At 72.8% G+C, this 24,093-nt stretch carries 19 protein-coding genes; 12 read left to right on the top strand and 7 right to left on the bottom strand.

Annotation, left to right across the window (positions count from 1 at the left end; genetic code table 11):
* The first annotated feature begins 34 nt into the window (after positions 1-34).
* Positions 35-739: a TetR/AcrR family transcriptional regulator gene (locus BU204_RS31960; protein ID WP_075129526.1), complete on the top strand. Its 705-nt coding sequence runs from the start codon at positions 35-37 to the stop codon at positions 737-739.
* Here the strand turns inward: BU204_RS31960 and BU204_RS31955 are convergent.
* The 6 genes from BU204_RS31955 to BU204_RS31930 are packed head-to-tail and all read right to left on the bottom strand — an operon-like array spanning position 702 to position 11,017.
* Positions 702-1,418, bottom strand: a complete 717-nt coding sequence (locus tag BU204_RS31955; protein ID WP_075129525.1) for a maleylpyruvate isomerase family mycothiol-dependent enzyme — start codon at positions 1,416-1,418, stop codon at positions 702-704. The genes BU204_RS31960 and BU204_RS31955 overlap by 38 nt on opposite strands.
* A gap of 15 nt (positions 1,419-1,433) precedes the next feature.
* Positions 1,434-3,032, bottom strand: coding sequence for an acyl-CoA carboxylase subunit beta (locus BU204_RS31950; RefSeq protein ID WP_408608069.1), 1,599 nt, complete (start codon positions 3,030-3,032; stop codon positions 1,434-1,436).
* A 44-nt stretch (positions 3,033-3,076) separates the two neighbouring features.
* Positions 3,077-4,105 carry an SDR family NAD(P)-dependent oxidoreductase gene (locus BU204_RS31945; protein WP_075129523.1) on the bottom strand — a complete coding sequence of 343 codons (1,029 nt, stop codon included), beginning with the start codon at positions 4,103-4,105 and terminating at the stop codon, positions 3,077-3,079.
* Between the two features lie 19 nt (positions 4,106-4,124).
* A complete protein-coding gene (locus BU204_RS31940; RefSeq protein ID WP_408608066.1) occupies positions 4,125-4,700 on the bottom strand; it encodes a flavin reductase family protein in 576 nt (191 codons plus the stop codon).
* On the bottom strand, positions 4,697-5,176 hold the full coding sequence (locus BU204_RS31935) for an acyl-CoA thioesterase (protein WP_075129522.1): 480 nt from the start codon (positions 5,174-5,176) through the stop codon (positions 4,697-4,699). The genes BU204_RS31940 and BU204_RS31935 overlap by 4 nt, the downstream gene beginning before the upstream one ends.
* A 3-nt stretch (positions 5,177-5,179) precedes the next feature.
* On the bottom strand, positions 5,180-11,017 hold the full coding sequence (locus tag BU204_RS31930) for a type I polyketide synthase (RefSeq protein ID WP_075129521.1): 5,838 nt from the start codon (positions 11,015-11,017) through the stop codon (positions 5,180-5,182).
* A gap of 191 nt (positions 11,018-11,208) precedes the next feature.
* Between BU204_RS31930 and BU204_RS31925 the strand changes: the two genes are divergently transcribed.
* From BU204_RS31925 to BU204_RS31900, 6 genes are all read left to right on the top strand, one after another.
* The gene (locus BU204_RS31925; RefSeq protein WP_075129520.1) at positions 11,209-12,045 is read left to right on the top strand and encodes an AfsR/SARP family transcriptional regulator; all 837 of its coding nucleotides are present in this window, start codon (positions 11,209-11,211) and stop codon (positions 12,043-12,045) included.
* 30 nt (positions 12,046-12,075) lie between these two features.
* A complete protein-coding gene (locus tag BU204_RS31920; protein WP_075129519.1) occupies positions 12,076-13,074 on the top strand; it encodes a DUF1702 family protein in 999 nt (332 codons plus the stop codon).
* A gap of 106 nt (positions 13,075-13,180) precedes the next feature.
* The gene (locus tag BU204_RS31915; RefSeq protein WP_075129518.1) at positions 13,181-14,161 is read left to right on the top strand and encodes a DUF1702 family protein; all 981 of its coding nucleotides are present in this window, start codon (positions 13,181-13,183) and stop codon (positions 14,159-14,161) included.
* The gene (locus BU204_RS31910) at positions 14,158-16,089 is read left to right on the top strand and encodes a CRTAC1 family protein (protein WP_075129517.1); all 1,932 of its coding nucleotides are present in this window, start codon (positions 14,158-14,160) and stop codon (positions 16,087-16,089) included. Before BU204_RS31915 ends, BU204_RS31910 begins: the two co-directional genes overlap by 4 nt.
* Entirely contained in the window at positions 16,086-17,105 is a 1,020-nt protein-coding gene (locus BU204_RS31905; RefSeq protein WP_075129516.1) for an RnfABCDGE type electron transport complex subunit D, read from the top strand. Before BU204_RS31910 ends, BU204_RS31905 begins: the two co-directional genes overlap by 4 nt.
* Positions 17,102-18,490, top strand: coding sequence for a cytochrome P450 (locus BU204_RS31900; protein ID WP_075129515.1), 1,389 nt, complete (start codon positions 17,102-17,104; stop codon positions 18,488-18,490). Before BU204_RS31905 ends, BU204_RS31900 begins: the two co-directional genes overlap by 4 nt.
* 79 nt (positions 18,491-18,569) lie before the next feature.
* Here BU204_RS31900 and BU204_RS31895 read toward each other — a convergent pair whose 3' ends face one another.
* Positions 18,570-19,400 carry a helix-turn-helix domain-containing protein gene (locus BU204_RS31895; RefSeq protein ID WP_075129514.1) on the bottom strand — a complete coding sequence of 277 codons (831 nt, stop codon included), beginning with the start codon at positions 19,398-19,400 and terminating at the stop codon, positions 18,570-18,572.
* Between the two features lie 244 nt (positions 19,401-19,644).
* Here BU204_RS31895 and BU204_RS31890 point away from each other — a divergent pair, with 244 nt between their 5' ends.
* The 5 genes from BU204_RS31890 to BU204_RS31870 form a co-directional block, all read left to right on the top strand.
* Positions 19,645-20,226 (top strand): DUF5987 family protein, encoded by a 582-nt coding sequence (locus tag BU204_RS31890; RefSeq protein WP_075129513.1) that lies wholly within the window; start codon positions 19,645-19,647, stop codon positions 20,224-20,226.
* Entirely contained in the window at positions 20,223-21,860 is a 1,638-nt protein-coding gene (locus tag BU204_RS31885; protein WP_075129512.1) for an FAD-dependent oxidoreductase, read from the top strand. Before BU204_RS31890 ends, BU204_RS31885 begins: the two co-directional genes overlap by 4 nt.
* Before the next feature lie 119 nt (positions 21,861-21,979).
* Positions 21,980-22,528, top strand: a complete 549-nt coding sequence (locus BU204_RS31880) for a DUF6423 family protein (RefSeq protein ID WP_233160832.1) — start codon at positions 21,980-21,982, stop codon at positions 22,526-22,528.
* Positions 22,525-23,817, top strand: a complete 1,293-nt coding sequence (locus BU204_RS31875; protein WP_075129511.1) for an FAD-dependent monooxygenase — start codon at positions 22,525-22,527, stop codon at positions 23,815-23,817. Before BU204_RS31880 ends, BU204_RS31875 begins: the two co-directional genes overlap by 4 nt.
* Positions 23,810-24,093: DUF6187 family protein (locus BU204_RS31870; protein ID WP_233160829.1), on the top strand; the 284-nt coding region annotated here is incomplete at its 3' end. The genes BU204_RS31875 and BU204_RS31870, both read left to right, overlap by 8 nt.

The following is a 24,093-nucleotide window of genomic DNA, read 5'->3' as shown; positions in this document are numbered from 1 at the left end:
CTAAAGATACGGGTGTTATGTAACACTGTCAAACATGAGTCCTCGCCGGCGGGATCCCGCAGCCCGCGTCGAACTGGTCCAGATCGCCGCCCGGCTGCTTGCCGAGGAGGGCCCCGAGTCGTTGTCGGCCCGGCGGATCACCTCTGAAGCGGGTACCTCGACAATGGCGGTCTACACCCACTTCGGCAGCATGAGCGGCCTCGTGCGGGAGATCGTCCACGAGGGTTTCAGCAGGTTGGAGCGGGCTTTCTCGCAGATTGCGGAGTCCGACGACCCGGTCGCGGACCTGGCCGCGTTCGGCCGCGCCTACCGCCGGACCGCGGTGGACAACCCCGACCTGTACTCGGTGATGTTCGGCGGCCGCACGCTGGCCGGGTTCCGACTCACCGAGGAGGACCGCCAGTACGGCCGGTTCACGCTGAGCCGCGTCGTGGAGTGCGCCCGGAGCTGCGTCGAGGCAGGACGGTTCCGCGACGTCGAGCCGGAGCTGGTGGCCCACCACATGTGGCTCGCCGTCCACGGGCTGGTCACGATGGAGATCGGCGAGTACCTGGTGGACCCGTGCGGCCCCGACCGGTGCTTCGAGACCCAGCTGGTCACGCTGATGGTCGGGGCGGGCGACTCGACGGCTGCGGCCGAGGCGTCGGTGCGGGCGTCGGTGCGGGCGTCGAAGCCGGCGTCGGCGCCGGCCTCGGCGGAGGTCAGCGGGCGCGCTCGACAGGCGACGCCGGCGGGGTGAAGGGCCCCCAGGTGAACGCGGGGAGCCAGCGGTGGGAGTCGCGGTCCCAGCCCAGTTCGGCGATCTGCTCATGGGTGCGCCGGCCGGCCAGCGAGCGGTAGAGGTCGAAGCGGTCGGCGTGCACCGTGGCGGCCGGCTCGTCGTCGCCGACCGTCCACTGGGTGGGCCCGACCGACAGCCGCACGCCGGGCAGGTGGTGCGCGGCGACCGAGGCGGCGAAGCCGGCGGCGAGCACCCCGAAGGCGCCGGCGAAGGCCGGGTGCTCGTCGGGCAGCGGGGTGCCGAGCGCGAAGCGGAGGTCCAGCTCGTGGGTGAACGCGTCCATCACCAGGATCGTCCCCGCGCGGCCGCCGTGGTCGGCGAGCAGCCGGTCGGCGACCTCCCCGAGTCGAGCCCACTCCTCGAGCAGCTCGGCCAGGTCCATCGCCGTCGACGGGCGCGAGCTGTCGGCCGGCCACCCGGAGAGCCGTCCGATGCCCAGTGCGGCGACCCCGACGAGGTGCTCGACGAGGTCCCTGATGCTCCACTCGGGACAGGCCGGCACGGGTGACCGCTCGTCCGGGCGGCCGGCGAGCAGCAGCTCGGTGACGTTCTCGCGCACCTGCCGGTAGCTGACCTGGTTGGGCACCCGGGTGCCGCGCAGGGTCGGCCTCCCCACCTCGTTGAGGTTCGCGTCCATTGCATCCCCCGATGTCTACAGTGGAATATTCCCGTGCTTGCGGCGTGGTGCGTGCTTCCGTTTGGTGCGCAGCATCGCGAGGCCCTTGGCGACCACCGCCCTGGTCCACGCCGGGTCGATGACGTCGTCGACCAGGCCGCGCTCGGCCGCGTACTGGGGGTGCATGAGCTGCTCGGTGTACTGCGCCACGAGGTCCCCGCGCAGCCGCACGCGGTCCTCCGCGGCGGCCAGCTCGCGGCGGAACAGCACGTCGACCGCGCCCTCCGCGCCCAGTACGGCGATCTCGTTGGTCGGCCAGGCGAGGGAGAGGTCGGTACCCACCGAGCGGGAGTCCATGACGATGTAGGCCCCGCCGTAGGCCTTGCGGACGATCACCTGGATCCTCGGGACCGTCGCCTCGCAGTAGGCGTAGAGCAGCTTGGCGCCGTGGCGGATGATGCCGTCGTACTCCTGGCCGGTCCCGGGCAGGAACCCGGGTACGTCCACCAGCGTCACCAGCGGGATGCTGAACGCGTCGCAGAACCGCACGAACCGGGCCGCCTTCTCCGAGGCGGGGATGTCCAGCACGCCGGCGAGCACGGCCGGCTGGTTGCCCACCACGCCGACCAGCCGACCGTCTATGTGGGCCAGTGCGCAGACCACGTTCGTGGCCCAGTGCTCGTGGATCTCCAGGTACTCGCCGTCGTCGACGACCTCGGCGAGGACCGCGCGCATGTCGTAGGGCTTGGACAGGTCCGCCGGCACGATCTCGGCCAGTCGTGGGCGCTCGTCGCGTTCGGCGTCGCAGGCGGGGAACTCGGGTGCCGGCTCCATGTTGTTGGGCGGCAGGATCGACACCAGGTAGCGCACGTCGGCCAGGCAGCTCTCCTCGTCGTCGTGCACGAACGTGGCCACGCCGGAACGGGTGCCGTGCACGTCCGCCCCGCCGAGCTCCTGGTGGCTCACCTGCTCACCGGTGACCGAGGCGATCACGTCCGGGCCGGTGAGGTACATCTGCGCGGTCTCACGAACCATGAACACGAAGTCGGTCAGCGCGGGAGAGTAGGCCGCGCCACCCGCGCACGGCCCGAGGATCACGCTGATCTGCGGGATGATGCCCGACGCCGCGACGTGGCGGCGGAAGATGCCGCCGTACCCGTCGAGGGCGGGCACGCCCTCCTGGATCCGCGCGCCGCCGCTGTCGTTGAGGCCGATCAGCGGAGCGCCCGCGTTCAGGGCCAGGTCCATCACTTTGTGGATCTTGGCCGCGTGCGCGGCACCCAGCGAGCCGCCGAAGATGGTGAAGTCCTGCGCGTAGACGAAGACGCGGCGCCCGTCGATCGTGCCCGACCCGGCGACCACCCCGTCGGTGTGCGGCCGGCTCTCGCTGACCTTCAGCCCGCTGGCCTGGTGCCGCCGGTAGATGTCGACCTCGAGGAAGGAGTCCTCGTCCAGCAGCAGGTCCAGCCGCTCGCGCGCGGTGCGCTTGCCCAGCGCGCGCTGTCGCTCGACGGCCTCGGCCCGCCCGTCGAGCACCTGCTCGCGCAGCCCGTCGAGCCGGGCGCGCAGCGCCCGCATGGACGCGGGCCGTTGTTGCGGCCGCTGCCGTTTCCGGTGTGGACCGTCCACCGACATCAGCGGCGGTGGCGGTGGTGGGACGTAGTCGTACTCTGCGGAGCTCATCCGATCCGCACCTCCCGGGTGACGGCCCGGCCGGCGGCCCGGGCGGAGATGTGGCCCGCTTCGTGCAGCCAGGCCACGGTGTCGGCGACCGTCTCGGCCACCGGCCGTGCCGGGACCCGGCCGCGGGCGGCCGAGGCGGCGACCGGGGTGGCGGTGGCGCAGGTGTGGATCGCGCCGTGCTCCACCGGGAGGTGCCAGGGCCAGACCCGTTGGGCGAGCCCGGCCAACAGCCCCACCGGCAGCAGCGCCCGGGCCGGGAGGTGGACCGCGGGGAGCGCGCGGCCGGTGACCTCGCGCAGGGTCCGCAGCTGTTCGCGGGTGGTCAGGTAGCGGCCGGGGCCGAAGTGGCGACCCGCGCCGGACCCGGTGAGCACCTCGGCGTGCAGGGCCGCGGTGTCCCGGACGTCCCCGAGGGGGAACCCGCCGTCCGGCCAGACCGGCATCAGGCCGCGCAGCGTGTCGCGCAGCCGGCGGGTCTGGTCGCCGAGCCGGGGGTCGTGCGGCCCGAGCAGCGCGGGTGGGTAGGTGATCGCGACCGGCGCGCCCCGCTTCTGGTGGTGGCGGGCCACCCGCTCGGCGGCCGCCTTGCTGGCCGAGTACGGCTCGCGGGCGCGGCCCACCGGGGAGTTCTCGTCGACCGGTCCGGCGGCCGGGTACAGGGCCGCGACGCTGGACACGTGGACCGCGCGCCCGGTGCCGGCCCGCCACGCCGCCTCGAGCACCACCTCGGTCCCGCGGCGGTTGGTCGCGCGGACCCGCGCCCGGTCCCTGGGGTCGAACGAGTAGACCGCGGCCGCGTGCAGCACCGCGTCGGCGCCGCGGACGGCCCGCGCGACGGCCGCCTCGTCGAGGACGTCGCCGGCGACCACCTCGACCGCGCCGGGCGGAACCCCCACCGCGGCGAGTGGACTGTCCACAGCGGAACCTTCGCGGACCAGGAGGCGGACCCGGTGACCGGCCGCGAGGACCGCGGCGACCGTGTGGGCACCGACAAACCCGGTACCGCCCGTCACGCACACCAACATCGCCACACTCCTCGTCGGGTCAGGCGCTGCGCGCAGTGGGGTGGCCGTGGCGGTGGAAGCCGCCGCCGAGGAACAGCAGCGCCTGGCCGCCGCCCCGGCCGGCCCCGCGGACCGTGCCGAGGAAGATCGAGTGGTCGCCGCCCTCGTAGACCTCGGTCAGGTCGCACTCCAGCCAGGCCAGCGATCCGACCAGCAGCGGCACGCCCGTGTGCCGGCCGGGGAACCAGTCCACCCGCTCGAACTGGGCCATCCCCGCCGGCCGTTCCCGGCTGGCGAAGTAGCGGGCGACGCTTTCCTGCTCCGCGCACAGCACCGACACCCCGAAGTTGCGGGCGCCCAGGATGGCCTCGTGCATGCGGGCGGTGCGGGCGACGCAGCAGAGCACCATCGGCGGGTCGAGCGAGACCGACGTGAACGCGTTCGCGGTCATCCCGTGGGCGCGCTCGCCGCGTGCGGTGAGCACGGTTATCCCCGTGGCGAAGTGGGACATCACGTCCCGCAGCGCCAGCTTCGCGCTCTCCGGGTCCTGGTCCGGGCGCAGCCGGGCGACCGGCTGGGCGGGAGCCGCGGCCGGCTCCCGCCGCGCCGCGGTCACCGCCCGGTCCTGACGCCGGCGGACTCGGCCCCGGCCGCCGCGTTCACCGAGTCGGCCGAGTACGGCTCGAGCGCGGTACGCAGAGCGGCCGGAACCCGGGTCGGCACGGTGTCGTTGTTCGGCCCGCGCATGCACGCGATCCGCTGGCGGCCCCGGGCCACCAGGCTCTCCAGACCGTCCTCGAGCTTGACGTAGTCGAAGCTGAACTGGACCTGGGTCTGGGTCAGCTCCTCCAGCTGCATCCGCACGGACAGCTCGTCGAACGCGGTGATCTCGGCGAAGAACTCGCACTCCACCTTGAGCGTGAACAGCTTCAGGTCCTGCTGTAGGTCCGCCAGCACGTCCGGGGCGTGCTCCTTGAGGAACATCTCCCGGCACCGCCCCTGCCAGCGCAGGTAGTTGACGTAGTAGACGTTGCCGACGATGTTGGTCTCCTCGAAGCCCACCGTGTGGCGGATCTCGTAGTAGCCGGACATCTCTCAGTTCTCCTTCCCGGACAGGACGGCGAAGACCACGGGGTCGGGCGAGCCGTTGAGTGTGGTCACCCAGGTGGCGATCCGGGTGTCGCCGTCCGACAGCAGCACCCAGCCCTCCTCGTCGATCCGGTCGAGGGTCAGCGCCTGCGTGGTGACGCCGGTCTTGCGCAAGCACTCCAGCGCGCTCCACACGCGGGTCGCGGCAGTCGACGGCGACTCACCGGTCTCCTGCGCCACCAGGTCGCGCAGGGGCAGCTGCCGCTCGCCGAGCAGGTCCACCCAGTCGCGCTGCTCCCGGTCGAGGACGACCTCGACGTCGCAGGCGAGGCGTTGTCCCGCCCCGGCGACGACCAGGGTCACCCCGGCGCCGTGGGAGGCGGACACGACCCCGTCGTCGACCTCCGGCCGCCCGTCCGGGCGGTACCGGATCCCGGCCCGGCGGCCTAGCGCGCGGCTGGCCGCGAGCTCGGTCTGTGCCCGCCGGTCGGCCGCCTCGACCAGACCGGTGACCGGGTCGGGCTCCACCACGACGGCGCGGCTGTCGCCGAGGACCCGTTCGGCCGAGCGCTCGAGGTAGGAGCCGAGCAGCGAGGGCACCCACGGGCCTTCGCCGCCGCGCTTGCGCACGGCGCGCAGGGTGAGCCCCTCCCAGCGTTCGACGAGTTCGCCGCCGGTGTCGCGGACGTCGATGTCGTAGACGTAGCTGTCGCCGTCCTGCTCGCGTTCCCAGGCCTCCATCACCACGACCTCGGCGTCCTGGTCGCCCGGGTTCGCCAGGTACAGCCGGTCGATCCCCTGCGGCAGCAGCGTCGCGTCGGGCACGCAGCACTGCAGGGCGTGCATCACCGCGTCGCGGGTGCCGGGGTCGGCCAGGACCCGCTCCTGGGAGAGGAACGCGGCGAACCAGGGCGCCGGCGTGGTGGTGGACAGCTCCGCGACCACGTGCCGGGTGCGGGCCGTGCGGTAGGCCTGCAACCGCTGGAACCGCTTGCCCTGGAACAGCACGCCGCCGTAGAGCTCGGCCACCGGGTCCACCGGCACGGCCGGCAGCCCCTGGTCGGGAGTCGCGGTCGAGGCAGGCAGGTCCGGGCGGGGGAAGCGCAGGCGTGCGCGGAAGTGGTCCGCGCCGAACCCGGTCTCCTCGCTGCGGATGGCCACCGAGACCACCTCGCCGTCGGCCGCCAGCGCGGCCACCCGGACGGTGGTCGACTCGCCCTGGCGGACCACGATCGGCCGCAGGAACTCGACGTCCTCCAGCAGCGGCGGGACCGGGTGCCCGGTCAGCGCCGTGGCCACCTGGGTCATGGCCTCCATGCCGAGCACCGCCGGGAACAGCAGGTCACCCTCGAGCAGGTGGTCGGCGAGGTAGGGGTCGCTGCCCGCGCTCAGCTCGGCGTCGGTGACCAGCTCGATGCCGGGGTAGTGCACGAGCACCCGGTCGATGAACCTGGTCAGCGGCAGCTCCTCGCGGGCGAGGTCCAACGTGGGCAGCCCGGCCGCCCGGCCGCTGATGACCAGCACCGGCCCGGCCGAGGGGTCGGCCAGCACCCGGCGCAGCACCGCGATGCCGGCGTCGGTGGAGATCGGCGTGATGCCCTCGCGCATCAGCGCCTCGACCACGCCCAGCCGCTCGCCCATGCCGGCGCCGGACCACACCGACCACTCCAGCGCCAGCGCGCGGGCGTTCGGGTGCTCGCGCTGGAAGCGCACGGTGAGCTCGGTCATCCAGTCGTTGGCGGTGGAGTAGTGGCCCTCCCCGCGCAGGCCGGCCCGGCCGATGATGCTGCCGAAGGTGACCAGCAGCTTGATCCGCTCGGGGCGCACGGCCGCCAGCACGGCCCGCAGGCCGGCGACCTTGGGCGCCAGCGTGCGCTCGACCTGTTCGGTTGACAGGTTGGCCAGCGCGCTCGGCTCGTTGCGGCCCGCGCCGTGCAGCACGGCGGTGACCGGTCCCAGCTCGGCCTCGGCCCGCTCGACCGCCGCGGCGACCTGCTCGGCGTCGGTGACGTCGGCCCGCTCGTAGCTCACCCGCACGCCCGCGGCGCGCATCCGGGCGAGGTTGGCCGAGACCTCCTCGTCGGTGTCCGGGTCGGCCCGGCCCAGCAGCGCCAGCCCGGCGCCGGAGTCCTGGGCGATCGCCAGCGCGCACTCCGCGGTGATGCCCTTGCCGCCCCCGCTGACCAGCAGCACGTCCTGCTCCCCGAGGGGTGCGGGCCCGGCGGCCGCGCGCTCGGGCAGCGCCCGCAGCACGGGGATGGTCCGTTCACCCTCGGCCGTGTAGCGCACCTCGCGGTACCCGGCCGTGGTGGTGGAGACCTCGGCCACGACGCGGTCCACCGCCGCCTCGACGTCGGCCGGGTCGGTCGGGACGACGTCGGCGAGCTCGACGACGGTCGTCGGCACGGACGGGTGTTCCAGGTGCAGCGTCCTCGCCAGGCCGGAGGCGCCCAGCTCCTGCTGCACCACGACGAAGCGGGTCTCCGGCGCGTCGGCCGCGGCCTGTTGGGCGGCCCGCAACAGCAGGTCCACATGGGACTCGCCGCTCGCCGGCAGGCAGAGCAGCACGCCGCTGCCCACGCCGGCCTCGACCAGGGCCGCGCGCAGCCGCTCGGCCAGCGGGTGGGCCGGCGGGGCGAACAGCGCCCAGCTGCCCTGACCGCCGGTGCCGATCGTCAGGCTCGGCCTCGCCGCCGGCACGTGGTCGACGGAGAACGGGCGCACCCACGGTGCGAACCCGGCCACCTCGGTCGGGCCGGCGGCGCCGTCCTGCTCGGTCTCGTCCAGCTGGTCGATCATCTCGGCCAGCTCGCCGAGCGTGACCGTGGCGAAGTTCGCCGTCGCGGCCAGTGCCGGGCGGCCGAGCTCGCGGGTGGCTTCGTTGACGATCTGCCCCACGGTGATCGAGCTCAGGTGCAGGTCGTCAAGCGGGTGGCTCTGCGCGGTGACGGTCTCCAGGGGCAGCTCGACCCGATCGGCGGCCAGCCGGCGCAGCACGTCGAGGGTCGCCGACGGGCCGTCCCCGGTCCCGGTCTCCGTCCCTGTCTCCGTCCCTGTCTCCGCCGCGCCCTCGGTCGTCGCCGCGGCGATCTCCTCGGTCCGGCCGGCCTCGATGTCCGGCGCGGTCTCGCACGGGCTGGCCAGGAACGTCGGCTCGGCGTCCTCGTCCATCGGCCGCACCACCCGGTCGGCGAACAGCACGGTCGGGTCGACCTCGGTGCCGAGCGCGTAGGCCGCGCCGACCGCCGCGAGCAGCGGGGTGAGCGACCCGTTGTCGGTGTCCAGGGCCAGCACCGCCTTGTCCGGCGCGTGCTGGGCGACCAGGCCGGCCAGCACCCGGCCGGGGCCGACCTCGATCACCAGGTCCGCGTCGGCGACCGCGGCGGCAGCGGCCTCGTGGAAGCGGACCGGTCGCACCATCTGCTCGACCAACAGCGCCCGCAGGTCGCTGTCGGCGTCCAGCGGCTCACCGGTGACCGTGGAGACCACCTTGCGGCGCGGCGCGGCGAACTCGAACTCGCCGAGCCGCTCGGCCATGGCGTCCGCGGCCGGCTGGACGAGCGGGGAGTGGAAGGCGTGCGAGACGTTGAGCCGGGTCGCGGTCAGCCCGTCGGCCCGCGCCTGCTCGCACACCTCGTCGACCTCGGCGGCGGGGCCGGCGACCACGGTCTGCTCTGGCCCGTTGTAGCCGGCGATCACCACGTTCCGGTCGCCGACCAGTGCCTCGACGGTGCTCGGAGCCGCGGACAGGCCGGCCATCGCGCCGCCGGTCCGGCTGGCCCTGGCCATCACCTGGCCCCGCACCCCGGCCAGCCGGAGCAGGTCGCCGCCACCGAGGGCGCCGGCCCAGGAGAGCGCCGTGAGCTCGCCGAGGCTGTGCCCGACCGCCACGTCCGCGTCGATGCCCAGCGCGTGGAGCACGCGCAGGCCGGCTACCGACCCGGCCACGATCCGGGGCTGGGCGACCTCGGTCGCGGTGTGGTCGCCCCCGGTCGGCACCTCCCCGGTACGGAAGATGTTCTCGGCCGCGGTGAACCTGCGGCGGATCGCGCCGACCGCGCCCCGCCCCGAGCCCTGGCCCGGGAACAGGTAGGCGACCCGCGGCGCTTCGGTCGAGTGACCGAGGAAGACCCCGTCGGCCGGCGCGTGCAGGGTGCTCCGGCCCTCGGCGAGCTCCTCGGCCGCACGCCGCAGCCTGCGGGCCGCGTCGGCCGGCGTGCCGGCCACCACCGCCGCCCGGTGCCGCCCGCCGCTCTGCTCGGCGGCGAGGGTGCCGGCGAGGTCGGCGAGCTCGGCGATGGCGAGCCGCTCGGCCAGCCCGGCGAGCCGGTTCAGCCGCGCCATCAGGTCCTCGGCGCTGTGCGCGTCGACCAGCAGCACCTCGGCGTCCTGGCGGCCCGCGACCAGCGTGGTCGTGCGCTGGCACAGCTCGGTGCGCCGGGCCCGCCCGGGCGCCTCCGCGAGCGCGACGTGCGAGTTGATCCCGCCGAAGCCCATGGCGGAGACGCCGGCGCGGACGGGGCCCTCCGCCGGCCACAGCGCGGCCTCGGTCGGCACGTACATCGCCGTGTCGGGCTCGGTCAGCTTCGGGTGGGGCTCGACGTGGCCGGTCGCCGGGGGGATCACCTGGTGGTACACGGCCAGCGCGGCCTTGATCAGCCCGGCAATGCCGGCGGCCGCCTTGGTGTGCCCGAAGTTGCCCTTGACCGTGCTGAGCGCCGCGGGGGCGGCGGTCGGGTCGGCCTCGCGCCGCGTCGAGGACAGCGCCTCGATCTCGGTCTCGTCGCCGACCGCGGTTCCGGTGCCGTGCCCCTCGAAGTAGCCGACGGTCTCCACGCCGTAGCCGGCCCTGGCGTAGGCCCGGGTGAGCGCGAGCCGGTGGCCGGCGGCCTCGGGCCGGGTGATGCCGCCCTTGCCGTCCGAGGAGACGCCCCAGCCGGCGATCGAGGCGTAGATCCGGCAGCCGCGGGCGATGGCCTCGCTCTCCCGCATCAGCACGACCATGCCGCAGCCCTCACCGGGCCAGAAGCCGTTCGAGCCGCGGTCGTAGACCTTCATCTCGCCGGTGGCGAGTGCGCCGGTCTTGGCGAAGCCGATCACCTCGAACGGGTCGATCGACAGGTCCACACCGCCGGCGAGCGCCACGTCGAGGTCGCCCTCGGTCAGCGCCCGCGCCGCGGTCGCGATCGACAGCAGCGAGGAGGAGCAGGCGCCGTCGACGGTGTACCCGCCGCCGGCGAGGTCGAAGTAGTTGCAGATGCGGCCGGCGATCGTGTTCGACAGCCCGCCGGCGAGGGTGTCCTCGTCGATCGCGGGGAACGGCGCCTTGTACCTCGGTTCGAGGTCGCGCAGGAACTCCCCGGTCTCCTCGTCCGACCAGCCCTTCTCGCCCAGCGCCGCGGCGATCGTGCGCCGCACGTAGGGCCAGCGCAGCCGCATGAGGTTGGCCCGGGAGAACTCGCCGGTGAGGCTGTTGCCCAGCACCACGCCGGTGGCCCGGTGCGGTAGGCCCTCGCCGTCGGCGAAGCCCGCGTCGGCGAGCGCCCTCGCCGCGGTGTCCAGGGCTAGCCAGTGGGTGAGGTCGGTCGACCGGTACGTACTGCCGGCGATCTTGTACTTCACCCGGTCGAACTCGAAGTCCCGCAGCACCGCCGCCTGACTCGAGTAGAACCGGTCGGGTGCCTGCGGGTCCTCCGACCAGTAGTCGGCGTGTCGCATTCGTTCGTCTGGCAACCGCCGGAACGCCCGTCGTCCGGCTAACACGTTCTCCCACAGCTCCTGGGGAGAGGACGCGTCCGGATAACGCAGGCCAATGCCAACGATGGCGATCCGCTCGCTAATCAACGTTCACCGCCTAAGACCGGGCACAATTTCGATTAGACCCAGCGTGCAACAGCGCCGACGAGCGCGCCTACTCCCGTTGTGCGCTGGGCGCGGAGTGGGCCCGACGAGGGCCACGGCCGCATTTCAGGAGATTCGGCGTAATGCGGTCCGACCTACTCTCGAAGAGGTCTACCGGTGAAATGAGTTGACTGATGCGAGCTGAAATCAAGGTTCTTGGCGCGTTGCAGGTCACCATCGACGGAGTCTCGGTGGTGCCGACCGCGAGCAAGCCACGCCAGCTGCTGGCCATGCTCGCGGTCAACGCCGGCCGGGTGGTGACCGGCTCCATGTTGATGGAGGAGCTGTGGGGCGCGAGCGCGCCGCGCAGCGCCGTGAGCACGCTGCAGACCTACGTGATGCTGCTCCGCAAGCTGATCGCCGCGGCCCTGCCCGGCAACCAGCGCTACCAGGCGAGGAAGCTGCTGGCGACCGGGCACACCGGGTACCTGCTCGCGGTCGACGCCGGCGACGTGGACGCGGTCCGGTACGAGCGGCTCGCCGCCGCGGGCCGTGCCGCGGGGGCCGCCGGGGACTTCGCCGAGGCGCGGCGGCTGCTGTCGGCCGCGCTCGACCTGTGGCACGGGCCGGTCCTGGTGGACGTCCCGGCCGGTCCCCAGCTGGAGATCGAGGTCATGCGCCTGACCGAGAGCCGGCTCGCGGACCTCGCGCTGCGCATCGACGCCGACCTCTACCTGGGCCGGCACCACCAGCTGCTCGGCGACCTCGCCGCGCTGTGCGCCCGGCACCCGTACATGGAGAACTTCCGGGCGCAGTACATGCTCGCGCTGCACCGGTGCGGCCGGCCCGGCCAGGCCCTCGAGGCCTACCACGACGCCTGGTCGACGATCCGCGACCACCTGGGCGTCGGCCCCTCGGCCCGGCTGCGCGAGCTGCACCAGGCGATGTTGAACGGCGACTCGCTCCTGGACGACCCCACCTACCTGGCCAACAGCTGGGCACCGGACGCCATGGCCAGCCAGGGCGCCTGAGCCCCCACCGATCCCGAACCTGGAGGAGCGATGCCCGCGATCCTGGGCACCCTGCGCAGACTGCTGCTGACACCGAGGCTGCGTGCCGTCACCTTCGCCGAGCGCGGTTTCCCCGGCGCCGGTGCCCCCGCCGCGACGTCGCTCGAGGCGATCCCGCAGTCCGTGGTCTGCGGGTTCGAGTGGGGCATCGAGCACCGCCGGCTGTGGGACGTGGAACGCAGGCTGGAGACCGTCTCGCCGGAGCTGCGCGGGTTCGCCTACGAGGGCGCCGCGATGGCCGCCGTCGTGCGGGACGCCATGGCCGGCGGGCGCGGCACCCGGACCAGGGAGCTCCTGGCCGGCCCCGGCGAGCCACACATCTTCCTCACCTACATCGGCATCGGGTTCGCGATGGCGCGGCTGCCCAGGGCGCTGTGGCGCGGGGTGCTGCCCGAGCTGCCCGGCTCGCCGTTCCATCCGACGATGAGCTGGCTCGCGGTCGACGGCTACGGCTTCGACCGGGCCTACTTCGACACCCGGCGGGTGGTCGACGAGCAGCGGGAGCCACGGCCCTACCCCTGGGCCGGCGCCCCGGACTACTTCCCCCGCGCCGTCGACCAGGGCATCGGCCGCGCCCTCTGGTTCATCGACGCCGGCGTGCCGGACCGGGTGGCCGCGGCGGTCGAGCGGTTCGCCGGCCCCCGGCGGGCCGACCTGTGGGCCGGTGTCGGCCTGGCCGCGACGTTCGCCGGGGGCTGTGGACCGGCCGGGCTCGCCGAGCTGCGCGCGGCCGCCGGGCGGCACGCGGGCGAGGTGGCGCTGGGTGCGGTGTTCGCCGCCAGGGCCAGGACCTACGCCGGGCACGTGCCCGAGCACAGTCGGGTCGGCGTCGAGGTGCTCACCGGACTCCCGGTCCCCTCCGCCGTCGCCCTCGCCGACGAGACGGCCGTCGCGCCGGACACGGTGGGCGAGGACGGGAGCCCGGCCTACGAGGTGTGGCGCCGGCGAATCCGTGACAGTTTCTCCCAGGCGGCGCTGAAAGCCGCGTGAAAACGCGGGGCGAAAGCTCGCACAGTCGGAGTAGACGCCTTGCCGCCGAATTGGGAAAGTAATTTTCTATTAACCCCTGCATTCCACCCGATAGGGGGAGAGTCTGTTGGGCACAAGTCTGCGCGCGTTCAGGCGTAGAATTCTCACACCGAGCGAGAAGAACACGTTGCTCGAGGAACGTGGGTTCCACCGGAAGGACGGGCCGTCCCAGGAACTGCTGGAGCGGATCGGACGCGTCTTCCTCGGCGGCTACGGGGACGCGGTCGAGGCCGGCTCGCTCGACGACGCCGCGGCCCGGCTGGCCGAGGTCCCGGTCCGCTTCCGCGGCTTCGCCTACGAGGGCGCCGGCATGGGCTACGCCATGCTCGACGGCCTCCCCTTCGGCCATCGCCACCACGCCGAGGACTTCCTCGCCGGGCCGGCACGCGACCAGGTCTACATCGTCTACTGCGGCATCGGCTGGGCGATGGCGCGGCTGCCGCGGTTCCGCTGGCCGGCCGCGGAGAGCCTGGACCCCTTGCTGCGCTGGCTGGTCCTGGACGGCTACGGCTTCCACCAGGCCTACTTCCACACCCGCCGCTACGTGCACGAGCACTACCAGGACCCGCGCTTTTCGTGGCCGGACGACGCCTCCCGGGCGTACTCCAACCGCGCGGTGGACCAGGGCATCGGCCGGGCGCTGTGGTTCGTGGGCTGTACCGACGTGGCGGAGGTGATCCGGCTGCTCTCGGCGTTCCCCGCCGGCCGCCACGCCGACCTGTGGGCCGGCGTCGGCCTGGCCGCGACCTACGCCTGCGGCGCCGATCCGGACGAGCTGGCCCGGCTCGCCGAGCACGCGGGCGAGTTCCGGCCCCAGCTCGCGCAGGGCTCCGCGTTCGCCGCGGAGGCACGCGTGCGGGCGGGCCTGGTGATCCCGCAGACCGAGGTCGCCACCCGGGTGCTGTGCGGGACCGACCCCGAGACCGCCGCACGGTGCAGCGTCCAGACGCGGCCGCGGCGAGCGAAGAACGACCTGCCACCCAGCTACGAGCAGTGGCGGCAGCGCACAGCGAACGAGTTGATGTCCCTTGGAGGTGAGAGGAAATGACCACGAAGTTGGGCCGGCTACGCCGGCAGCTGCCCGGGGTCATCGCCGTGGTGGTGGCCGTGGTCGGCTACGTCGTGGTCAGCCTGCCGTCGGTGTCGGCGGCCGAGCAGGACCGCATGGCGAGCCGGTACGGCTTCACGGCGATGACCATCGCGCTGCCGGAGGCCGACAAGCAGCAGACGATCCGACCGGTGAACAAGGAGTACGAGCGGATCCAGGCCTGGATCTCCTCGGTCGGCGCCGGGATCGCGATCAACGACCTCGACGGCGACGGGCGGCCGAACGACCTGTGCCTGGTGGACACGCGGACCGACCAGGTGGTGGTCACGCCGACGCCGGGTGAGGGCGACCAGCGGTACGAGCCGTTCGAGCTCGACCTGGCGCCGCTGCCGACCAACGACGCCGTCGCGCCGATGGGCTGCACGCCGGGAGACTTCAACGAGGACGGCCGGATGGACCTGCTGGCCTACTACTGGGGCCGGACGGCGGTGGTCTTCCTCGGCCGTGCCGGCGCCACCGAGCTCGACTCCGCGGCGTTCACCCCGACCGAGCTCGTGCCCGACCCCAAGGTCGTCGACGGCGAGTACGCCGACGCGCAGTGGAACACCAACGCCGTCGCCGTGGACGACTTCGACGGCGACGGGCACGTGGACATCTTCGTCGCGAACTACTTCCCGGACAGCCCCGTCCTCGACCCGACCGTCGACGGCGGCGTGGAGATGAACGACTCGCTGTCCCACGCGAAGAACAGCGGCAAGAAGATGATCTTCTGCTTCGAGGGGGCGACCTCCAGCTCGGTCAGCTTCATGCGGGCGCCCGACTCGGTCTTCCCGGACGGGGCGCAGTGGGGCTGGACGCTCGCCGCCGCCGCCAACGACCTGGACGGCGATCTGCTGCCCGAGCTGTACGTGGCCAACGACCACGGCGTGGACCACCTGCTGTACAACAAGTCCAAGCCGGGCAGGATCGAGTTCGGGGGCGTGAAGCAGAACCGCACCCCTGGTGTTCCGAAGTCCAAGCAGCTCGGCAACGACTCGTTCAAGGGCATGGGGATCGACTTCGGCGACCTCGACCACGACGGCGTCTACGACATGTTCGTCTCCAACATCACCACGCCCTGGGGCATCCAGGAGTCGAACCTGCACTTCCTGTCCACCGTGGACGACCAGAAGGACGTGCGGGCCCGGCTCGCCGCGGGTGAGGCCCCCTGGGAGGACCACAGCGCCGAACTGGGCACGGGATGGTCCGGCTGGGCGTGGGACGTCAAGTTCGCCGACTTCGACAACGACGGCGAGCTGGAGATCACCCAGACGACGGGGTTCGTCCAGGGTGAGACCAACCGCTGGCCAAACCTGCAGGAGCTCGCCACGGCGAACGACAGCCTCGTGTCCGACCCGCTGTTCTGGCCCAACGTGGAGAAGGGCGACGACCTCGCCGGCGACCAGACGCTGCACCTGTTCGCCAGGAGCGACGAGGACGGCCGGTACGCCAACATCGCTCCGCACCTGGGTCTCGCTGTCCCGGTTCCCACCCGCGGCATCGCCACCGCGGACGCCGACGACGACGGGCTGCTCGACTTCGCCGTCGCGCGGCAGTTCGCCGCTCCGGTGTTCTACCAGAACACCAGCCCCGGCGACGGCGACTTCCTCGGGCTGCGGCTGTCCCATGAGGACGGCGCACCGGTGGTCGGCGCCCAGGTCGAGGTGGTGACGGCGGATGGGCGGCGGTTCATCCAGCGGGTCGACGGCGGTAGCGGCCACTCGGGCAAGCGCAGTACCGACATCCACATCGGACTCGGTGAGTCCGGCGGGGACCTCGACACCACGCTGCGGTGGCGGGACCGCGACGGCCAGACCCACGAACAGGACCTCGAGTTGAGCGCCGGCTGGCATGACATCCAGCTCGGCAGCCAGGCCAAGGAAGGATGAGCAAGGTGGCTGGAACACCAGAGCAGAAGGCGCCGGCCCGGCACGACCCGAAGGTCGTCATCGCGTTGCGCCGCTTCGCGATCTCGATCACGGTCTTCAACATCGTCGGCTACCTGTTCCTCGGGTTCGAGCAGCCGTGGAGCTGGCCGTTCGTCGCGCTGCTGACCGCGTACACGACGGAGATCGCGTTGGAGTGGGTCGGTGCCCGCGTCGAGAAACGAGCGCCGAGGTACATCGGGAACGGCGTCCGGGGCATGGTCGAGTTCCTGTTCCCCGCGCACATCACGGCGCTGGCGCTGAACATGCTGATCTACGTGAACGACCGGATCTGGGTGATGGTCTTCGGGGTGTTCGTCGCGGTGAGCGCGAAGTGGGTGCTGCGGGCGCCGGTGCGCGGCAAGCTGCGCCACTACATGAACCCGTCGAACCTCGGGATCGCGATGATCCTGGTGCTGTTCCCCGCGTGGGCCAGCATCGCACCGCCCTACCACTTCACCGAGCAGGTGGACCACTGGGTCGGCTGGGTGATCGTGGGCGTCATCCTCGCCTCGGGCACGGTGCTCAACGCGATGCTCACCAACCGCATGTGGCTGATCGCCGGCTGGCTCTCGTTCTTCGTGCTGCAGGCCGTCGTCCGCGGCCTGCTGTTCGGCACGTCGATCCCCGGGGCGCTCGCCATGGCGACGGGTGTGGCGTTCGTGCTCTACACCAACTACATGGTGACCGACCCCGGGACCACACCGTCCAAACCGGCCGCGCAGTTCGCCTTCGGCGCCGGCATCGCGGTCATGTACGGGTTCTTCATGGTGGCCCACATCGCCTACGGCCTGTTCTTCGCCACCGCCGCGGTCTGCCTGATCCGCGGGCTGTTCCTGTGGTCGCTGCACTTCGTCGACAAGGCACGCGAGCAGGCGGCGCGGGACAGGGCGGCCGAGGCGGCACCGCGGCCGGACAGCGAACCCGCGCTCGAGCCGGTCGCCGAGCCGGCCGGTGGCCGGGAGGCGAGGGCGGCATGACCGCTGTCGACGACGCGGTCGCGGGCGGCCGGGCGGCATCCGGGGAGCCCCGGGTGCCGCCCGGCCCGCCGCGCAGCGCGACCCTCACGCTCCTGCGCCAGCTGGCCGGCGACCGGCTGACACTCATGTCCACCGCGGCACGCACCTACGGCGACGCGGTGAAGGTGAGCATCGGCCCGAAGACGCTCTACTTCTTCAACCACCCCGACACGGCCAAGTACGTACTGGCGGACAACGCCGGGAACTACGAGAAGGGCATCGGGTACCAGGAGGCCAAGCGGGCGCTCGGCGACGGGCTGCTCACCAGCGCCGGCGAGCTGTGGCGCAAGCAGCGGCGGACCATCCAGCCGGTGTTCCAGAGCAAGCGCATCACCGGACTGGCCGACGTGGTCGCCACCGAGGCGCAGGCGTTGCTCGGTCGGCTGCGCGCGCACGCCGGCGGCCCGCCGGTGGACGTGCTGGGTGAGGTCACCGGGTTCACCCTCGGCGTCCTCGGCCACACGCTGCTCGACGCGGACCTCGGCGCGTTCGACTCGATCGGGCACAGCTTCGAGGCCGTGCAGGACCAGGCCATGTTCGAGATGGAGTCGATGGGCATGGTCCCGCTGTGGCTGCCGCTGCCCAAGCAGCGCCGGTTCCGCCGGGCCCGCCGGGACCTGCAGCGCATCGTCGACACCCTGGTCGCCGACCGGCTGGCCAACCCGCGACCGGACGGCGACGACGTGCTGACCCGGCTGATCCACTCGACCAGCCTGGAGCGGGACCCGCGCGTCGGTGCCCGGCGCATGCGCGACGAGCTGACCACGCTGCTGCTGGCCGGGCACGAGACCACGGCGAGCACGCTGGGCTGGGCGCTGCACCTGGTCGACGACCACCCCGAGGTCGCGCAGCGGCTGCACGAGGAGGCGGTGGCGGTGCTGGGCGACCGGCTGCCGACCTTCGCCGACCTCGCTCGGCTGCGCTACACGGCCATGGTGATCAACGAGTCGATGCGCCTGTTCCCGCCGGTCTGGATCCTCACCCGCCGCGCGCTGGGGGAGGACGTCGTGGGCGGCTACCGCGTCCCGGCCGGTGCCGACGTCATGGTGTGCCCGTACACGATGCACCGGCACCCCTCGTTCTGGACCGAGCCGGACCGGTTCGACCCCGACCGGTTCGACCCCGACCGGCCCAACGACCGGCCGCGGTACGCGTTCATCCCGTTCGGCGCCGGGCCGCGGTTCTGCGTCGGCAACCACCTCGGGCTGATGGAGGCGACGTTCGTGCTGGCCATGCTCGCCCGCGAGCTGCGGCTGACGAAGGTGCCGGGCCACGAGGTCGTCGCCGAGCCGATGCTGTCCCTGCGGCTGCGCGGCGGCCTGCCGATGCGCGTGTCGAGGCGGTGAGCCCCCGCGGCGACCACGACGAGGAGGCGCCCGCGGCTTTGGCCGCGGGCGCCTCCTCGTGGTCTGCCGACGGTGTTGGTCAGGCTCCTGGCAGGGCGGCGTGCTCAACCCTGCCAGCAGCCCGTGCCTCGGTCGTCCACATCGGCGCGTCGACCTGGGCGAGCAGCGCCGGCGGGTCGAAGATCCGCCGGGCGCGCAACCAGACGTCGACCTCGTGCACCGCGCGGCCGGACGCGACGTCCAGCCCGAACGCGCCGACGTAGGCCTGGTTGGCGGTGAGCTCGCCGTACTCGGCCAGACCGTTGTCCTCGCCCGCCTCGCCGTCGCTCTCCATCGAGTGCGCGAGCAGGTGCCAGGTCCCCGGGGGCACGTCCTCCAGGACGAACTCGCCCGCCGCGGGCAGTGTCGTGTGCCGGACCGGCGTGCCCTGGGCGATGCGGTCGGGGAACAGCCCCACCACGACCCGTCCCGGCCGGCAGGCCGGCGGCTGCCAGACCCGGCCGCGCACGCTCGGCCGCCGGTCCTGCTGCTCTCGGCGGGGCTTGGGCAGCGGGTCCCAGCCGGCCAGCGGGGGCACACACCCCCGGTGCTGCCGGTACTCGGTCGGCGAGACGCCGACGCTGGTGCGGAACCGGGAGCTGAACGTCCCGATGCTGTTGTAGCCGACCACATGGCTGATGTCGGCGACGGTCAGGTCGGTGGTCAGCAGCAGGTACTTGGCCCGCTGCAGCCGCAGCGCGGACAGGAACCGCCCGGGGGAGATCCCGGTGACCCGCTGGAAGATCCGCGAGAAGTGGAACTTGCTGAACATCGCGGTCCGGGCCATGTCGTCGATTGTGATCGGCTCGCCCAGATTGGCGTGCATGGACCGGATCACCCGCTCGACTGCCTTCTCGATAACGTCGTCCATTTGATGGCACCGCTCATGGTATAGGGAGGCTCGAAAGCTCGTCTGAAAGTGACGGTAGGTCGGCTGGTAATTGGTTACAACCATGGTCCTGTCCTGTTCGACGACCCCACTACTGCCGGGTCAACGGTGGTCAAGGGATGCTTCAGCGGAGTGCGTCCGTGCAGGTGCGGGCGTCCTTTCTGGCTGGGCACGGACGAAGATGCAGCGACGTGGGCCGCCCGGACAAAATGAGGAGCCGGTAGCGATGGGAGAAACCGTGAGCTCAGCCGAAGAATTCGACGAGCAGGTCCGGACCATTACCCTGGAGGCATTCGCGGACACGATCGTCCCGGGCGTGAAACGATTCCCTGGAGATCGCGCGATCGCCGGGGTGTGCGAGGATCCGGGCGCGGTCGAGGCAGGCGCGCTCGAGCTGCTCGCGACGCCCGCGACCGGCGTCAGCGAGGGCCTCACCCCGCTGTCGCAGGCCCTCAACGCCCACGCGAGCGCGTTCGCGGAGCGGCACGGGCGGGTGGTGGACACCGACGTGCCGCCGTTCGTGGCGCTGTCCTACGACGATCGCGCGGCGTTGGTCGCGGAGCTGACCGCCCCCGGTCACCCGGAGCGCGACGGCTGGGTGCTGCTGGCCCTGTTCAGCAACATGGCCTACGACAGCGCGGCGCACCGCAGCACGGCCGAGGCCATCGCCGACGGACACCCGGGGCTGCTCGCGATGGGCTTCGCCAAACCGGACGCCGACGGCCTGTGGCGCTTCCCGGACTACGGCTACGGCCAGGAGCTCGCCAAGCGCCATCCGAACACGACCGAGTCGGGGAGCCCAGAATGAGCGCCACCGAGAGCACCGACGTCCTCATCGTGGGCAGCGGCTTCGGCGGCTCGATCACCGCCTACCACCTCGCCGCGGGCGGGGCGAAGGTGACGGTGCTCGAGCGCGGGCCCTGGTTGGAGGGCAAGGACTTCGACCACGACTACCTCCTCGGCAAGTCCTACACACGCGTGTTCGACTTCGTCGCTGGCGACGGCATGAGCGTGCTCGGCGGGAACTGTGTCGGCGGCGGCAGCGTCGTCTACTTCGCCGCGCTGCCCAGGGCACCCCGGTTCGTCTTCGAACGGCACGGGTCGATCGGCCGCCGGATGTGGCCGTCGGCCATCGACCGGGACAGCCTCGACCCCTGGTACGACCGGGTCTCCGAGGTCATGCCGGTGCGCCAGCAGGGGTGGGGCGACGTGACCTACGCGGGCGGTCTGTGGGCCGCGGCGTGCAACCACTCCGGCCGCAGCGCCAACCCGGTGCCCGTGGGCATCGACAACGCCAAGTGCGTCAACTGCAACTGGATGATGGCCGGCTGCAAGTTCGACGCGAAGCAGTCGCTGCTGTTCAACTACCTCCCGGCGGCCGTCGCGCACGGCGCGCGGATCCGGCCCCTGCACGAGGTGCAGCGGATCTCGCGCACCGAGGACGGCGGCTACCGGGTGCACTACAACCACATCGACGGCGAGGACTACCGGGTCACCACCGGCGCCGGGGAGATCGACGCGAAGATCGTGATCCTGGCCGCTGGCGCGGGCGCCACCCCGGTGATCCTGCAGCGCTCGGAGGAGACGCTCGGCCGGATGCCGCACGCGGTCGGCCGGTACTTCTCCGGCAACGGCGAACGCCTCAACACCGCCATCGTCAACGAGGAGCGGGCGGGCGAGCTGCTCGGCTTGCGCCGGCCGGACGGGTCGGTCTACGAGGCCAACCAGATCGGCAAGGGCCCGGTCGTCGCCTGCTGGGACTACCTGGACGCCGCCCGTCCGGAGTACTCCCGGTTCTCCCTGGAGCAGCTGTACTTCCCACCGGGCCTGGGCACGATCCTCGCCCAGGCGCCGGGCGCGACCGGGCCGAGCTGGTTCGGCAGGGAGAAGAAGGAGATCCTCAAGCGCTGGCGCTCGTGGCTCACCGTCTTCCTGATGACCGAGGACGACAACGAGGGCGTGTTCGGCGCGCCCCCGCCCACCGGCAACGCCTACCGCATCTCCCAGCAGATGCTCGGTCGCGGACCGCTGCGCTACGACCCGACGCCGAACACGCTGCGCGGGTGGGCCGAGGCCGACGCCCAGGTGAAGGAGATCCTCGAGCGGGACGGCCTGGCCACGGTCGCGCCGTGGACCAACGACGTGGTCGGGGCGTACACGGTGCACCCGCTGTCCTCCTGCCGGATCGGGGACGACCCCGCGACCTCGGCACTGGACGACCGGCACGAACTGCGCGGCCACCCGGGCATCTTCGTCACCGACGGCTCGGCCGTGCCCGGCGCGCTGACCGTGAACCCCGCGCTGACCATCGCCGCGCTGGCCGAGCGGGCGGTGCCCGGGATCGTCCGCGCCGCGCGCGAGCGTGGTGTCGAGGTGACCTACGGCGCGCCGCTGCCGAGGGCGGCCGCCACCTCCCCGCCGACCGCGGAACCGGCTGCCTGACGGAGGTCCACTATGGACCACGTGGAGTATTGAGCGGCGGTGTGACGTGTGCCACGCTTGGGCGGACACGAGCGTGGTGGGTGGACGACCCGCGTCCGCCCGTTGCTGGGAGGTGCGCCATGTCGTCATTGGAGGTTCCCGGCCTGGACGTCTCCGGCCGGGTACGGGCCAGGGACATCCAGATGGCCGGGGTCGCGGACCTGCGACGCCGGGTGCTGATGATCTCCGGGGCCATCGACGCGGTCGACTACGACGTCTCGGTCTCGATCAACCTGCCGGAGCCGGGACGCTGGCAGATCATCAAGTCCGAGACCAACCTGACCGACCAGACCTGGGTCGCCATGCAGGTCACCACCGACGAGTACACCCACTTCGTCGAGGGCGGCGAGGCGATGGTGATGTCGCGCCAGTTCGCCAAGACGTTCCTCACCCCGGACATGCGCCGGCTGACCTTCTACGACGGCGAGGTGCGGCCCGGGGAGGCCGTGCTCAAGGTGTTCGAGATCGAGACCGAGCAGCGCCGGCCGGCCTACGCGCACGCGCGCTACAGCCCGGTCTCCTCCGACGGCGCGGACAGGTCCGAGGAACTGCTCCAGCAGGTGGTCACCGACGGCATGCCCGAGCGGTCGACCATCGAGGTGATCGTGCCGGTCACGGTCATCGGGTGACCCGGTTCGTCCCCCACCCCCGGCTGCTGGGCTCACCCCGCCACCGGCCGTGGCCGCGCTGGCCAGAACCGGCGCGGCCGGTACGCGCCGACCGGCCGCCCACCGCGGCCCAGGTGGTCGTCGTCGGCGCCGGGCCGGCGGGGCTCGCCGTCACGGCCGCGCTGTGGCACGTGGGGGTGCGCGACGTCGTCCTGCTGGACCGGGACGGCCGACCGGCCGGCCGGTTCCTGGACCGGGTCGACCGGCTCGAGCAGCGGGTGCTGCGCTCGCCCTACGAGCACCACCCCGGCGTCGAGGGCTACCGCGACTGCGAGCTGCGCGACTTCGCCAGGGTGCACTGGGGTGTGCTGACCGCTGTCGAGCGCGGCGAGGTCCGTATGTCCCAGGCAGGCCACCGCTCGGTGGTGCCGGTCGACGTGTTCGAGGCCTACTGCCGGCACACCGCCGAGCTTCACCACGTGCCGGACCGGCTCTGGCCGGCCGAGGTGCGCGCGCTGGAGGTCGGCGAGGACCGGGTCGCGGTGCGGGCGGAGGGGTTCGACCTCGACGCGCGGTACGTCGTGCTGTGCCAGGGGGAGGAGCGCCGCGCGGCGCCCGCCGGCTGGTGGACCGGCGACCGGCCGGCGCGGGTGGGCTACTGGGACGAGCCGGTGCCGGCGGACGCCCGGCGGGTGGTCGTCGTCGGCGCCGGGCTCACGGCCGCGCACGTGATCCACAACGCGCTCGCCCGGGGTGGCGAGGTCGACTGGGTGCTGCGCGCGGAGTCCGAGCGCTACCAGTGCTCCGACGTCAACGCCTCGTTCTTCCGCGCCGAGGGCAGAGCCCGTTTCGACGGCGTGCCCTGGGAGCGGCGCCTGGCCCTGATGGCCCGCGAGCGGCGGGCGTCGGTCATGTTCGAGTTCCGGCCGATCCTGGCCGAGGCCGAGGCGAACGGTCGGCTGCGGGTGCACCGCGGTCGGCCGGTCGGTTCGGTCGACGCCGGAGCGGTCGTGCTCGGCGACGGACGGCGGCTGGCCGGCGACCACGTCGTGCTCGCGCTGGGCACGGTGCCCTCGATCGGCACCGGCCTGCTGCCCGACCGGCTGGTCGGCGCCCGCGACGGCTGGCCCGACCTCGACGAGCGCACGCTCGCCTACCGCCGCGCGCCCCGGGTGTTCGCCGCCGGGGCGGCGGCCTGCATGGTGCTGGGTCCGGCGGCTCGCAACATCGACGGCCACCGGGTCGCCAGCGCGCGGATCGTGGCGACCGTGGCCGCCCGGCTGCGGGCGGAGGTGGCCGCCCATGTCTGAACCGGCCGACGGTTACGACACGGCCTTCTCCCTCCCGTCGGTGGACGACGACCCGGACACCGAGCTCGGCGTGCTGCTGATGGGGCTGGAGTCGCCGCGGCTTCTCGCCGGGCTCGGGGTGGCCGTCCTCGGCGAGGCCGGCGACCCGGTGAGCGCGACGCTCCTGGTCGACCAGCTCCGGCACGGCACGCGGGACCACCCCACGCTCGCCTCGGCCGTCGCGGCCGGCGCCGGGCGCTGGCGGGCGGTCCGGCCCGCGCTGGCCGCGGCCGACGC

Source organism: Actinophytocola xanthii (genome assembly GCF_001921205.1).
In the GTDB taxonomy this organism is placed as follows: Bacteria; Actinomycetota; Actinomycetes; order Mycobacteriales; family Pseudonocardiaceae; genus Actinophytocola; species Actinophytocola xanthii.
This window is presented reverse-complemented; position numbering and strand designations above follow the sequence as displayed.